Origin of the sequence: Labrys sp. WJW (assembly GCF_001676615.1) — a bacterium.
In the GTDB taxonomy this organism is placed as follows: Bacteria; Pseudomonadota; Alphaproteobacteria; order Rhizobiales; family Labraceae; genus Labrys; species Labrys sedimenti.
This window is the reverse complement of the sequence record NZ_LYXZ01000040.1, coordinates 47170-61870: the sequence shown is the minus strand read 5'-3', so window position 1 is coordinate 61870 and position 14701 is coordinate 47170. Positions and strand designations below refer to the sequence as shown.

The window sequence follows — 14701 nt, the reverse complement described above, 5'->3', positions numbered from 1 at the left end:
AAGAACAGCCAGCCCTTGAACAGGGCTGGCTGACATGCTTTTCAGGGGCATGCGCTACGCCACGATCCTGCAGCCTGGCCAGGTTTGGATGTCTTCCGGTCGCGAGGATTCCCAGCGAATCGTCGTCGACGTCTTCAAGGGCAAGGTGCTCTATCGCCTGGCGTCGCAATCGGCCGATGATGCGCCGCAGGAGGCCTCCCGCAGTGCGTTCCGGCGCTGGATTGCCGACAACAGCGCCGAATTGACCGATCAGGATGCCGAGGCCGGGCAGAAGGTTTCGCCCAGCGCCGAACTCGGAAAGCGGATCCGGGCCTTGCGGCAGGCCGCCGGCATGACCCAGCAGCAGCTTGCCGATGCGGTCGAGGTTTCGCGGGCGGCGGTCGCCTTCTGGGAAACCGGGCGAGAGGGCAGCATCAACAAACATCTGACAGCGCTCTGTCAGGCCCTGGGGGTCGGCGAAGACACGTTGCTGAACGGACTCGCCGAGGAGCGTATCCAGACCACCCTGTCGCCCGACGAGGCCGATCTCATCGCGCTCTATCGCATGCTCAGCCCGAGCCGGAAGCTGAGCGCGCAGAAATGGCTGGAACGCCAGACGAATCAGCGCGAACCGGATGATGGATGAGGCGTCCGCGCCTGGGCGAGATGCAATCTCCTCGTCTCGATCCTGGTGCCGGGCTTCTTGTTCCGGGCTTCTTGTTTTTGAATGGTTTCTTGGCTGAAAATCTGCCGGCCCCTGCGGAGAATGCTGCAGCCCCTGCAATGGCGACCGGGCAGAGCGTCCCCCGGGCGTCGCGCCACCATTCCGGAAATGGACTGGATTAGCCAAAAGTAGAATTATATAGAGTCAAAATAGGTATTATTGCCGCTGCGTCGACGCCGCCTGCGGGCGACGGGCTGGCTCCTAACCTCGGAAGGGATTGCCTGGTGTCGGTCAGTTTCGCGAAGCCGCCATATTCGCCCCGGCCCTCTGGCCTGTCTCCCGTCACTTCCGGGGCATAAAGGGTAAGGACATGCTGGATTCCTTGCCTCCGGCCGAAACGGCGGATCACAGGATGGTGGGTGATCCGGCCCTGCGCCTCTGGTTCGATCAACGTGAATGCCGGCCGGTCTCGATCGAAGGCGCCATTCATACCTTTGTCGTGCCGCCGGACTTCAGGCAAGCACGGCTCGTCTCGCGATCCGGCCAGGTCGAACCTGTGGAGGAGGATGAGCGTGTGCTCGGCGTGGCGGTCGGGCGCATCTGCCTGCGCGGCAAGCATGGCCTTCGCGAGATCGCGCTCGACCACCCCAGGCTGGAACACGGATTTTATGCTTGCGAGCGCGAGGGGGAGGTGATGTGGCGCTGGTCGAACGGCGACGCTCAGCTTCCTGCCGATCTGCTGGATTACGATGGCTCTGCGCCGGATCTGATCGAGATCCACCTTCACACGAAACTGTCAGCCTATCGGGTCGATCCAGGCGAGGGCGGCAGTACCGCCGATGGTTTGGCGGGCGGAAACGCAGCGGCGTAGCGGAGCGTTCGTGGCTGGCAAAAGTTTTCGAAAGACAAGGTGGAATTACCGGAATGATGCGTTCATTGCTGTATTCATGACGGGCAGCGTTCCTCCCCAGCAGATTCTTCCGGACGATCTGGTTCGTGAAATTGCGCGATATTTACTGCCGAACCGATGAAGATCACCAGCCGGAAGGGGACAACAGGCAGGAAACCAATCGCCTGCAGTCTTTTTCCGCCCCCGTGATGTCCTATGGCACTATATCCACAAAATGCATGTCGTGCTGGACCAAGATGTAATTGTCATGGCGACGTCGATCGTCAACAGATAGTAATGTGTTCGACGTATCGATGAAGGTACCTATCAGGAGCTTGAAGCCCAGGGATGATTGTTTTGCCGTTTGGCTAAGCCTCCCCGTTGGGTGGGGCGTCTCGACCGCCCGAGGCGTGGATGCAGGACCGATACTGACCTGCCGCCGCGATCGGAACCAAAAGCGTGTTTGAATACCGGTGTAGTATGGGCAAGAGCTCTCGTTTCTGGACAAAATTGGCACCGATCAAGAAGATGCCTTCTTTCGCGTCGTCGGGGCATCAGGCCAATCCGGACCTCAATCTACCGAGCGATTTCGACTGGCAGGTCTACGTCAGCTCGCACACCGATCTGCAATCCTTCTCGCAGGCCAGGGCCGAAAAACACTATGCCAGCCATGGGGCGGCGGAAGGTCGTCTCTATAGCGAGAAGGGCATCGGCCACTACATTGCCGAGCTCGAAGCCGAGCATGGCAAGTTGCCGGAGCTGTTCGACTGGAAGGAATATATCGAGCGCTATTCCGACCTTTCCTCCCTCGGCTCGTCCTATGCGGCCGCCAGGCACTTCCTGCTGCATGGCCGCAAGGAAGGGCGGGTTCCCTACCAATTCGATGCCGATCTCTACCGCGCCCTCTATTTCAAGGGCATTCAGATCCCGAACGATGCCCTGCTGGAACACTACCAATCCGTCGGCAAGCCGGCCGGTGCGGTCGGAACGTTGGATCAGCTCGCGCAGAGCGAGGGACTGCAGGACGGATATTGGCTGCGTTTCCTCAATCTGGAGGAGTTCAACCTCCTGAACTCGCGCTGGGTCGGGGAGGCCGCCAACAAGCAGGAGGCCCTGCAGGCGATGATCCGCGAAGGATTCGAGCGCCTGGCGCCGATCTCCTTCGTGCATGCCTTCGATCCGGTTTACTTTGCCGATGCCAATCCGGCGCAGGCCGGCAAGACGCCGGCCGAACTCTATCAATATTGGCTGTTTACCGGCCTGAAAGCCAAGGTGCCCGGCAATGCCGCCGAGCATCTCAAGCTGCACGGCCTTGCCTTGCTCGAATATCCGGCCGGGTTCGACTGGCGTGCCTATGGCAGCCGGCCTGGCGTGACGCCCAAGCATCGCTGGGACCTGCTCTATCATCTCACCGTCAATGACGCGATCCCGGCGCACGAGATTCCACTCGGGCCGGACGGCGGGCAGGACTTCCTGCTGGCGCTGGCAGGCGCCTTGAAGGCGCGCAATCCCGATCGTGCGACCAGCCTCTATGCCTTCCTCGACCGCAAGAGCCCGCTTGGGCCGGTGGAACGGGAGCGCTGGGCCGATTGCCTGGCCGCGCGGGACAAGGGGGAGGAGGCGCTACCCCTCTATCGCCAGGCCATCGACGCCGGTTCGATCCAGGTCCAGACTGCCGTCAAGGCCATCGAGGCTGCCTTGAAGCTGCGCGAGCCCGAGCAGGCGGTGGAGGTGCTTCTCCAGACCAGGACGGCTTCCGGCGGCGACATCCGCTGGCGCGAGGCGCTGCGCCAGACCATCGATGCCGCATTCCGGGAAGCCTGGATGGCGGCCGAGGAACTCTATGCCAAGGAGCGCCGCCAGGAAGCGGACGATGTCATGACCAAGGTGGTCGCCGATATCGCAAGCTGGTGGAACACCTTCGATCCACCCGGTCCGCCGCTGCCGGCAACGCCCGATCAGCGCGTCGTCATGCTGGCCAATGTCGATCTGCGGCAATGCACGCAATATCGCGTGACCCAGAAGATCGAGATCGCCAAGGTCGCCGGCCTCAAGCTGGAAGTCTACACCCAGGCGGAGGTGGATGATTTCATCACGGCCATGCCGGGTGCCAGCGCCGCCATCTTCTATCGCCTGCCGGCCTTGCCGTCGAACATCCGGGCGATCTCGATCTGCCGGGCGCTCGGCATCCCCAGCTATTACGACATCGACGACCTGATCTTCGACGGCACCCACTATCCCGAGCCGATCGAGACCTATGGCGCCTCGGTCAGCAAGAGCTTCTATCATTCGCTGCAGATGGGGGTGCCGCTGTTCCGGGCGGCGCTTGCGATGTGCGACTATGGCATCGCCTCCACGACCCTGCTCGCCGGCTATATGGAAAAGCTGGTGCGAACCGGGCGTTGCTTCGTGCTGCCCAACGGCATCGACAGCCATGACGCCGACCATTTCCAACAGCGCATTCCGCGGGTGCGGCGCAACGACGACGTCGTGCTGTTCTACGGCTCGGGCACCAAGGCGCATAACAGCGACTTCCTCGATCTCGTCGGCGGACCGTTGCTGAACCTGATGGAGCGCCACCCGAATGTGCGCCTGATGGTGGTGGGCTATCTGTCCCTCGATGAGCGTTTCGATGCGGTGCGCGAGCGCATCACCCAGCTCGAATGGACCAAGGACGTGCAGTCCTATTGGTCCTTGCTGGCCGAAGCCGACATCAACATGGCCGTGCTCGTGCCGGCGCCGACCACCAACGGCAAGAGCGAGATCAAGTGGCTGGAGGCCGCCGCCTTCAGCGTGCCTTCGGTGGTCAGCGCCACCCATCGCTATGAGGAAGTGCTCGAAGACGGTGTCGACGCCTTTCTCGCGCGCACGCCCGAGGAGTGGGAAACCGCGCTCGAGGCCCTGATCCGCTCGCCCGAGCGCCGCCAGGCCATGGCCGAGGCGGCGCGCGCCAAGGCCGTGAGCTTCTATAGCCTCGAGCGCAATGCCGAACGGTTCAAGGAGTTGCTGGCGCCGGCCTTCAATCGCAGCGACACCCGGCTGCAGCTTTCCCGGCGCAAGAAGCGCATCCTGTTCTTCAACATCTTCTTTCCACCCCAGACCATCGGTGGCTCGACCCGCGTCATCCGGGACAATATCGACAGCTTCGTCGGCTCGAACTTCGCCACCGAATGCGATTTTGCGGTGATGACGTCGGACAACGACAACCGCAAGCCCTACCAGCTGCGGGTCGAGAACTACAAGGGCATCCCGGTCTTCCGGGCCAATTCCCCGATCGAGGACATCCAGGAATGGCGCCCTTTCAACGAGCGCTATGGCCAGCTCTTTGCCCGCGTGCTGGAGTTCTGGCGGCCGGACCTGGTGCATATCCACTCTCCGCAGCGGGGGAGTGCCTCACTGATGACCGCCTGCATCCGGGCAGGCGTGCCCTATATCAACACCGTCCATGACGGCTGGTGGGTGTCGGACTATAATTTCCTCACCGATATCACCGGGGCGCCGGTCGAACCGGAGGAGGCACTGCCCTCCAGGCCTCCCTTCGGCAAATCGATCGGGCGCTCGCTCGAACGCCGCCGCCGCCTGCGCATCCTGCTCGAACGTTCGGCCGCCATCCTGGGGGTCTCGGATGCGTTCACCCAGATCATGCATCGCGCCGGCTACCCCGCAGCGCGCTCGGTGCCCAATGGCGTGCCGGCGATGGAACGCGTGAGGAAGACCCGCTCCCCCAATGGCAAGGTGCGCCTGGTCCAGGTCAGCGGCGAAACCCATCACAAGGGCTTCCACCTCGTGCAGGCCGCCTTCAAGCAGGGGCGCTTTGCCAATCTCGAACTGACGATCGTCGATCATCAGCGCTTCGGGGGGCCGGCCCTGGAAACGCGCTGGGGCGAGACGCTGGTCCGCTTCGTCGGCAAGACCAAGCAGGAAGACATGCACACGCTCTACGCGCAGCAGGACGTCCTGCTGGTGCCCTCGGTCTGGCCCGAAAGCTTCGGCCTGGTCTCGCGCGAAGCCACGTCCGCCGGCCTGTGGGTGATCGCCTCCGACCGCGGGGCGATCGGAGAAGGCATCGAGCATGGCGTCAATGGCTGGGTGCTCGACGTCGCCACGATCGAACCTTTGTTGAGTACGCTCGAGGAGATCAACGCCTCCCCCGAGCACTATCTCGCTTCGCCGCCGGCCCTGGCCGTCAAGCCCCGCACCGCCGCGGACCAGGCGCGCGACCTGATCGCGATCTATCGCGACATTCTCAAGCGCCCGCCCGAACAGGAACCATGGCCCTACTTCATGACCGGCGACTTCGTCGAAGACGAGGATGCCAGCCAGGAGGATCGCGACTGGTTGAAGGGCAAGCGCAAGACCTTCTTTGCCGATTTCGGCAACACCAAGGGAAGTGGCACCAGATGAAGCTTGGTCCTTGTGCCCGATGACGTCGCTCGAATCTACAAAGATAAGCAGAAACAAAGAGTTGTAGAAGAAGTTCGTTTTTCCGGGATGCGTTTCTCAGGCGCTGTCGGATTTTTGGGGAGTGGAAGGCGTTGGAAGGGGTGGTTCTGGACACGCTCACGGGTTCGGCCGGCGGAGGCGGGCCGCTATGGGGCCGGTTCGACCCGGACTGGTATCGGCGAACCTATCCCATTGCCGCCGACGAGGCGGATCCCCTGGAGTTCTATCTCACCCAGGGCATGAAGCTCGGGCACTCGCCCAATCGTTATTTCGACGAGGCTTTCTACGTTTCCGAGCATGAGCAGGTTGCCCAGGCGATCACCGAGGGGCGGATCACCTGCGGTTTCGAGCATTATTGCCAGAGCGGTCGCAATGAGCGCTCCGCACACTGGCTGTTCGAACCGGGTTTCTATCGCCAGCTCTACGCGGATTTGACCGATGCCGCCCTGATCAAGGGCGGCTTTGCCAATCTCTACGACCATTACCTGAAAAGGGGAGCGCAGGAGGGACGGCAAGCCCATCTGCTGTTCTCGCCGCAAATCTATCGTCGGCACATGGCCGACATTGTCGGCCAGCCCGTTCCGAACGGCATGGGCGCGTTTCAGCACTATCTGGCCTGGATCGACGAGGGCAGGGGCGATGTCCCCACCTCGCCCTATTTCGATGCCGCCTGGTATTTTCTGCACTATCCCGAGGTCGAGCAGGCCGTCGCGGAGCAGCAGTTCAAAGGCGCTCTGCATCACTATCTGTCGAACCCGGATCCGTCGGCCTTCGATCCGCTCGAATATTTCCGCGAGCGCTTCTATATCGAACGCTATAGCGACATCGAAAAGGTCATCGGCCGGGGCAAGTGGTTCCGCAACGCTTATCTGCATTTCCTGCGCTATGGCCAACATGAGCTGCGCAACCCGACCAACTACATCAATCTGCAGTATTACTGGGCCCGCCGCTCCAGCGTGGTGGTCAATGCGGAACTGGCCAAGGTCGTCGATCCCTTCGCCCATCTCCTCACCGTCGGTCTCCTGAAGGGGCTGCCCTTCGCGCCGACCGGAGCCCCGATCGACGTGCCGGAGAAGCAGGCCCGTGCCCTGTTTCTCAGCCATGCCGAGAACATGGCTCCCCAGCATGCGCGCCGGCCGATCGATTTCACCGTCGACGGCCGCGCCGATGTCTGCGTCATCGTCGTGGTGCACAACCACCTGGCCATGACGTTGATGACGCTGGCGTCGCTACGGGACAACTACGCCGGTGGGATCCAGCTCATTCTGGTCGACTCGGGCTCGACGGACGAGGTCAAGCAGATCCAGCGCTATGTCAGGGGCATGGTTCATCTGCGCTTCGAGACCAATATCGGTTTCATTCATGCCTGCAACAGCGCACTGCTGCATGCGAATGCCCCCGCCATCCTGTTCCTGAACAATGATGTGAGGCTGTCCACCGGGGCGATCGCCGCCGCCATGGCGCGTCTGGAGGCCGATGCGCAGATCGGCGTGGTCGGCGCGAAGGTGATCCGTACCAATGAAAAGCTGCAGGAGGCCGGCTGCATCATCTGGCGGGACGGCAAGACCAACGGCTATATGCGGGATTGGGCCCCGCTCAGCCCGGAAGCGAATTTCGTGCGCGACGTCGATTTCGTCTCCGGGGTCTTCCTGATGGCGCGCGCCGATCTGATTGCGCAGATCGGTGGCTTCGATCCGCAATTCGCCCCGGCCTATTACGAAGACGCCGACCTCTGCCTGCAGGTGTGGAAGGAAGGCTACCGCGTCGTCTACGACCCCAATGTGGTGGTCTATCACTACGAATATGGTAGCTCGCGCGACTCGGGCGCGGCATTCGGACTGATGCACAAGAACCAGAAGGCCTTCCACGCCAAACATTTGCAGGCGTTGAAGCATCGTTTTCCGAACACGCCGGAAGCCCTGCTGGAGGCCCGTTTTGCCGGCAAGACCCAACCGAAGATCCTCTATGTCGAGGACTATATTCCGCTGCGCAGCCTGGGAGCCGGTGCGGTCCGCAGCAACGATCTCATCCGGGTGATGGCGGGGATGGGCTATCAGGTGACGGTATTCCCGGTTCATGGGACTGCAGCGCCGATTGCCGAAATCTATGCGGATTTTCCTGATAGCATCGAGATCATTCACGACCTCAATCATCATGACTTCAATAAGTTTATCAATGATAGAAAGAATTATTTTGATTGTATCTGGATTTGCCGGGCTCACAACCTGAATTTTCTTTATAGATATCTTGAAGATCTCAATCTTAACCCGAACAAGACGAGCGTTGTCCTTGATACGGAGGCGGTCTTCTCGCTGCGGGAGGAGCTGCAGGCAAAGCGTGAAAACAGGCCCTTCGATCTTGGCGAGGCCATGGCCCGGGAATTCGAGCATGGCCATTTCTGCCAGGAGATTGTCACGGTCAGCCCGTCCGAAGCAGCCGTGCTGCACAAGTTCGGTTTCCCCCATGCCAGGGTGGTGGGAACCTACCGGCCCGTCACCCCGACCCCTCGCAGCTTCCAGGATCGGGCCGGCCTCGTCTTCGTCGGCAGCCTCTATGCCGAGAATACGCCCAACTACGATTCATTGAACTGGTTCATCGAGGAAATCCTGCCGCGTGTCGAGGCGGAGCTCGGCTGGGAAACCCGGCTCAACCTGGTCGGGCATGTCGCCCCGGGCCTGGCTCTCGACCGTTTCCTGTCGCATAGCCGGGTCACCTGGCACGGGCCCGTGGCCGATCTCGCTCCGATCTACGATGCCTGCCGCATTGCCATCGCACCGACGCGCTTTGCTGCCGGGACACCCTACAAGGTCTATGAAGCGGCCTCGTTCGGTGTTCCCACCGTGATCACCGACCTGCTTCTTGGACAGCTTGGCTGGAGCAACGAGCGGGAAGTGCTGGCCGTACCCGTGGATGACACGGAGGGCTTCGCCGCTGCGATCGTCCGGCTCTATCGTTCCGAAGAGTTGTGGCAGCGTCTCCGGCAAGGCTGCTGCAACAGGCTCCAATCAGAGCACAATGAGGACAGGTATAGGGAAGCTTTGTCACATGTCCTGCCTGCCCTCCATCGGTCGCGGTGATGCCGATGCCCGGCCATTTGAATAGTGAATTGGGCGTGAACCTGATATGGTGGCCCTGTCCGCGAGGGATGGGGCGTCAATCCTGGATGGCAGTTCTTCGGTCGACATGATTCAACTCAGCGATGTGACCAAGTACTACAAGGTTGAGAAACATCGAAAGATGATCCTCGACCGCGTCTCGATGATCTTCGACACCTCCTACGCCTACGGCCTCATGGGCGTGAACGGGGCAGGAAAATCCACCCTGCTGCGGCTCATTGCCGGGACGGAGATGCCCAATGGCGGCAAGATCCGCCGATCCGTCCGCATATCCTGGCCGATCGGCTTTGGAGGTGGCTTTCACCCCGCCATGTCGGGCCGCGAGAACGTGCATTTCGTCGCCAGGGCCTATGGCGCCGACATCGCCAAGGCAGCCCGCTTCGTCGAGGATTTCTCCGAACTCGGCGACTATCTCGACGTGCCCATCAAGACCTACTCCTCCGGCATGGCGGCCCGTCTTGCCTTCGCCCTGTCGATGGCAATCGAGTTCGACGTCTATCTCATCGACGAGATCATCGCTGTCGGCGATGCCAAGTTCCAGCTGCGCTGCCGCCAGGCTTTCGACGAGAGGCGGAAGAATGCCGGCCTCATCGTGGTCTCGCATTCGATGGGGACGATCTCGACCTTTTGCGACCGGGGCGGTGTCCTGGCGGATGGTCGGCTGACCATGTACCCGAACGTGCCCGATGCCATTGCCATGTATAACCGCTTGAACCGCTGACGGATCGATGAACGATATCCAGACTGAAATCGACGATCGGCAAAGCAGGTCGATCGAACGCGCGCGGTCCGTTTCCAAGGCGCTGTCCGATGCCTCGCGTCGTGCCCGTTTCTCCAGCCGGTCGAAACAGGCCTTCTACGGGGCGCAGGGTCTGCGCCGCCGGGCGCGCGAACGCATCATTCGCCTGGTTCTGCTCGTCCTTGTCGTGGTTCTGCCGAATATCGCTTCGATAGCCTATTTCGGCTTCATCGCCTCCGACCAGTATGAATCGATCGCCAAATTCACGGTCTCCAGCGGTGCCCTGCCCAAGATGGACGATCTCGGCTCGGCCACCGGCCTGCCGCCGATGGCGATCGTGCAGGATACGATGATCGTGGTGTCCTATGCCGAGAGCCAGGCCCTGGTGGCCAAGCTGCAGGACTCAATCGATCTGCGTAAATATTACAGCTCGGACAAGATCGACCGTTTCTCCCGCTTCAATCCGGCGTTGCCGATCGAGAAATTCACCGCTTATTGGACGCGGCGCTCCTCGGCGGCGGTCTCCATGCCGGCTGGTATCGTCACGCTCCGCGTGCGCGCGTTCAGTGCCGCGGATGCAAAGACGATCGCGACCGCGGTGATCCAGCAGTGCGAGGCGATGATCAACCAGCTCAACGAGCGCATGTTCAAGGACACCGTCTCGGCCTCGGAGCGGGATCTGCAACTGGCCGGGGAAGCTCTCAAGACCACGCGCGTCGCCTATGAGAAGGCCCGCAACGCACAAGGGGTCTTCGACATCAAGGAAGAGAGCAAGAATCTGGGCATGCTCCTGACCCAGCTCGAGGGCCAATTGCTGATGATGCAGTCGGAATATGCGACCCGTTCGGCCTATGTCGCCGCCGATGCACCCCAGATGCGCCTGGCCGCCCAGCGGATCGCCTCGCTCAAGGAGCAGGTGAAGGGCGTGCAGAACCGCATCACCACGATGCAGCAGCAGGACGACAACGGTGCCCTGTCCCAGAAGCTCAGCCTCTTCGCCAATCTCGATCTCGAGCAGAAGATCGCGGAAAAGCGTTATGCCCAGGCCTCGATCAGCCTGAACATGGCGCGCATCTACAGCGAACGGAAAATGCTGTATCTGCATACCGTGGAGATGCCGGCCGAGGCCGAGGAACCCCGCTATCCGCGCCGCTGGCTCAGTATCGGCCTGGTCTTGCTGGGTTCGATCCTGGCCTGGTTCATCTGTATCGGCCTGGTGGGTGTCATTCGTCGCCGACTGGCTTGAGACGGGCCGTTGGGCTGCGTTCAGCGCAGCGCAATGGCACGATAGAGATCCGCCAGTTCACGGCCCTGGCCGGCCGCCCTGCGCAGAAGGCCTTGCGGTGGAAGGGAGCCGGCCCGCCATGCCTCGGGATTGGCGTTCATCGCACCCAGGATCTCGGCGAGCGCCGCATCGCTGGAGACGTCGATGACCGCGCCTTGCTCGGGCAGGCGGATGCATTCGCCGATCGCTCCCCTGTCGGAGGCCACCACGCGCAGGCCCAGCGAGGCCGCTTCCCGGGCCACCAGGCCGAAGCTCTCCGGCCAGACCGATGGCGCCAGCACCGCGTCGAGCTCGGCATAGAGCGCCGCCACCTTTGACGGAGGGCAGGGGCCGCGCAGGAGAACCGGCGTGGCGCCCCAGCAAGTGGACAGATGTTCATCCGGCGCGAGTGCATGATCGATCATGGTCAGGGCCAGGCGCTCGAAGCGGCCCTTGCGCAGGGCGGCCTCGACAAGGACGGCACCTTTCTGGATCGAGCGGCCGCCCAGATGCCCGAGGGCGAGACGGCCGTCCGTTCTGGGGCGGTGCGGATGGAGTTCCAGCGCGGGCACGCCATTTTCGAGCACGTCCGCCGCGGCGATGCCGGCACTGCGATGGAGAGCGGCGAAGGGCTGCGAGACGGCGAGGACCGCTGCAGCCTTGCCCAGCAGCGCGGCCAGCGCCTGGCGGCGCGCGACCGATTGGGACAGGCTCACTCCCTCAAGCGGGCAGATATTGAACGGGTTCTGATCCGGCAGCCGCAGGATACCATCGCGATCGATGAAGAACTGGGAATCGCTGATCCACCAGCCATCGTGGAGGGTGACGAGATAGGGAATTCCGGCCTGCTCCGTGGCTTCGACGATGGAGGCGCCCAGGCGCTGGATGCAATGGAAATGCACGATGTCCGGCCGGACGCGATCGAGTACTCGGCGGAATAGCCTGCCGTGGTTCGGGTTGAAGGGACACCAGTCGCGCAGAGGGTCGGGCCGGGCGGAAATCCGGAAGACCGGACGGCCTCTATAGCTGTCACAGCTCAAGGTCTCGTAAGGCAGGCGCCCCTCGTCGCTGGCAAAGACGCTGACCTCGATATCCGGGCAATGATCGATGAAGTGGTCGACATTGTCCTCGACCACGCGGGTAGCGCCGCCATGGCTTTGCGGTGCGAAGAAGACGTTGCAGACCAGTATTTTGAGCGGCGATGGCGATGAAAATGACGGGGAGATGCTCTCGCCTTCGGCAGGGGCGAAGGTCTCGGCCAGAATTGCGGCGCCCCTGCCGAGAGCGTAGCGCTGCCGGGCTTTCTCACGGGCCTGGTTCCCCATGTCCAGCCGCAACTCGGGGGAGTCGATCAGAGCCTTCAGGCAATCGCGCCAGTCCTCTCCAGTCTCGGCCAGAAAGCCGTCGACGCCGTGCGAGAGCACCTCGCGATAGGTGGCGGTGGCGCTGACCACGGAGGGAATGGCGCAGGCCGCAGCCTCCAGCCATTTGATTTCGCTCTTGCAGTCGGCGCTCTCCCCGGGCGAAAGCACGGCGAGATTGATGTCGCAGGCCTGCAATACGCTCCAATATTCGCCGATATCCTCGACGAAGCCGACCCGGCTGATCCGGTCGGCATGAATAGCGAATTCCGGCCCTAGCCGCAGATGGCCGGCGACGACCAGGCGCAACTGCGGATAGTCGCGCAGGAGGTCGAGAAGGATGGGAGCAAGCTCCCGGGTGAAATCGAGATTATGCGCCTTGGTGCCCGATCCGTAGAACAAGGTCACCGGCTTATCGGCCGGCTGCAATTGGCGCCCGCGCGCGAGGAAGGCATCGTTGTGCGCGTCGAGCCCGTTGGGCAGCACCAGGGACATGCCCAGGCGAACCTGCGGCTGCATGTGCCGGGCGAGCGCGGAGGTGGAGGCGATCGCCGTGTCGCACAGCCTCATGGCGAAGCGATGGAGCGGTACGTCGAGCTGGAGGTGAAGGTGCTCGTGCGGCGTGATCTGCCCCTCATAGGCCGCGAGATCCGGTGGAAAATAGCGGCCGTCGAACAGGAGATCATCGATCTCATAGTAGGTCGGCAGGCCAAGGGCGCGGGCATGAAGAATGGCCCGTTGCACGGCAGGTGTGGCGGTCACCCGATAGAAGAGCGCGGCCTTGGCGCCGGCGAGAGCGGCAATGAACGCCTCGGCTTGTGTCTCCTCGAAGGCCTCGGCCTGCAGGCCGGCCTGCTCGAACTGGCGCAGTTTCTGCTCCACCCGGTAGTGCCGGCATTGGCGCAGTTCCTGGTTGGCCAGGATGACGACGGCGCCCTCGGCCGGGAGCGGCAGCGCGGGCGGCAGGCGGTCGAGCGCGACGAGTGCCGCCTCAATGCCGGCGAGGGCGGCCTCGATCAGGCCGTCGGCTTCCTTGCGCCTGCCGAGGGCGTAGAGTTCGAGCGCGCCGGCCCTGGCATGATCGAACCAGGCCTGGAGGGTGCGATGGACGCAGGCGAGGAAGTCGGCCCGCCCGTTCCAGCGTTCCCGTTGTTCGCGCAGGACCCGCAGGGCCTCCTCGAAGGCTTTCTCGTCGATCAACAAGGCGATCGCCGCCTGCACGGCATCCCAGGGATGGTCGTCTCGTGCGATTGCCTGGCGGAAGTCGGATAGGGCTTCGCCGGCAGATCGAGCCTGCCGGGCCTTGCCGCGCCGGTAGAGCAGCGAGCCGTCGAACCTCGCCGCATCGTATGCCTCGGCCTGGTCATAGGCTCGGGCCGCCAGCCCGAGGCGGCCTCGCCGGAGTTGAAAGTCGCCGATCGCCGCCAGGAGGTCGAAACCGGCGATGTCGCCGACGCCCCGGTTTGTCTCGAAACCGCGTTCGAACAAATGCGCCAGGGCCCCGGCGCGATTGGCTATCCCGGCGCTTTCAGCCGGTGGCAGTCCCGCCCGATAGGCCTGCCAGGCGAAATCCGCGGGATAACGGCGCCCTCCGAGATAGGGCTCCAGGAATGCGGTTTCGTTGGGCGCGCGGCCGGCCGAAATGCCTTCGGTGAGCCAGGCCCGGTAAAGCTCAGCCGCGTCGGTTGCCTCGGTGAGTTCGTAGGTCTGGCGATAGAACTGCGGATCGAAGCCATGCTTGAAGCTGATCGGGGCCAGGCGCTCGATGCCTTGCTCCACGAAGATGCGCAGCGCCTCGGTGCGTGACGGGGCGCCCGAGGGCAGCCAATCCTGGGCCATGGCCGTGAATTCGGGCGTGCGGAACAGAGCCGGCCAGGGGCCGCCGGGAACGCCGTTCGTTCCGCCGATCGGCATGTCGACGAGGAAGGGCCGCCCTTCCTGCCTGCCATGCTCGAGGAAATGCCGGATGAACTGGTGGTCGTGCACGTATGCGCGGGCGAGGTCCTCATTGAGGAGGCGATAGGCCGTGACGTCGAAGGCAGGCGGCAACGGCCCGAAGCGCCGCTCCCACTCCGCGATTGCCTCGCCAAGATTGGGTGGCCGCCCTTCGCGCCGGCCATGCTCGACATAGTGGGCCCACAGGCGTTCGGCACTGCGCAGCTCCTGCAGATCGGGATGATGGGCGGCGTAGAAGACAGGATCGAAATCCGCCGCGATCGTCGGGCGTTCACGAAACGATTTCAACA

7 protein-coding genes are annotated in these 14701 nt (G+C 62.8%); 6 read left to right on the top strand and 1 reads right to left on the bottom strand.

All coding sequences use genetic code 11. The features are described from left to right. Positions 1-34 precede the first annotated feature (34 nt). The 6 genes from BA190_RS23725 (at position 35) to BA190_RS23700 (ending at position 11076) form a co-directional block, all read left to right on the top strand. Positions 35-625: a helix-turn-helix domain-containing protein gene (locus tag BA190_RS23725; protein ID WP_202908512.1), complete on the top strand. Its 591-nt coding sequence runs from the start codon at positions 35-37 to the stop codon at positions 623-625. Positions 626-1013: 388 nt separating this feature from the next. Beyond that, positions 1014-1514, top strand: a complete 501-nt coding sequence (locus BA190_RS23720; RefSeq protein WP_068293310.1) for a hypothetical protein — start codon at positions 1014-1016, stop codon at positions 1512-1514. A 546-nt stretch (positions 1515-2060) separates the two neighbouring features. After that, on the top strand, positions 2061-5936 hold the full coding sequence (locus BA190_RS23715) for a glycosyltransferase (protein WP_162275193.1): 3876 nt from the start codon (positions 2061-2063) through the stop codon (positions 5934-5936). Positions 5937-6076: 140 nt separating this feature from the next. Beyond that, positions 6077-9052: a glycosyltransferase gene (locus BA190_RS23710; RefSeq protein ID WP_245314942.1), complete on the top strand. Its 2976-nt coding sequence runs from the start codon at positions 6077-6079 to the stop codon at positions 9050-9052. 106 nt (positions 9053-9158) lie between these two features. Further along, positions 9159-9812, top strand: coding sequence for an ABC transporter ATP-binding protein (locus BA190_RS23705; protein ID WP_068293666.1), 654 nt, complete (start codon positions 9159-9161; stop codon positions 9810-9812). 7 nt (positions 9813-9819) lie between these two features. Then, positions 9820-11076, top strand: a complete 1257-nt coding sequence (locus BA190_RS23700; RefSeq protein ID WP_068293302.1) for a hypothetical protein — start codon at positions 9820-9822, stop codon at positions 11074-11076. A 20-nt stretch (positions 11077-11096) separates the two neighbouring features. Here BA190_RS23700 and BA190_RS23695 read toward each other — a convergent pair whose 3' ends face one another. Continuing rightward, positions 11097-14699, bottom strand: coding sequence for a glycosyltransferase (locus BA190_RS23695; protein ID WP_162275191.1), 3603 nt, complete (start codon positions 14697-14699; stop codon positions 11097-11099). Positions 14700-14701 lie beyond the last annotated feature (2 nt).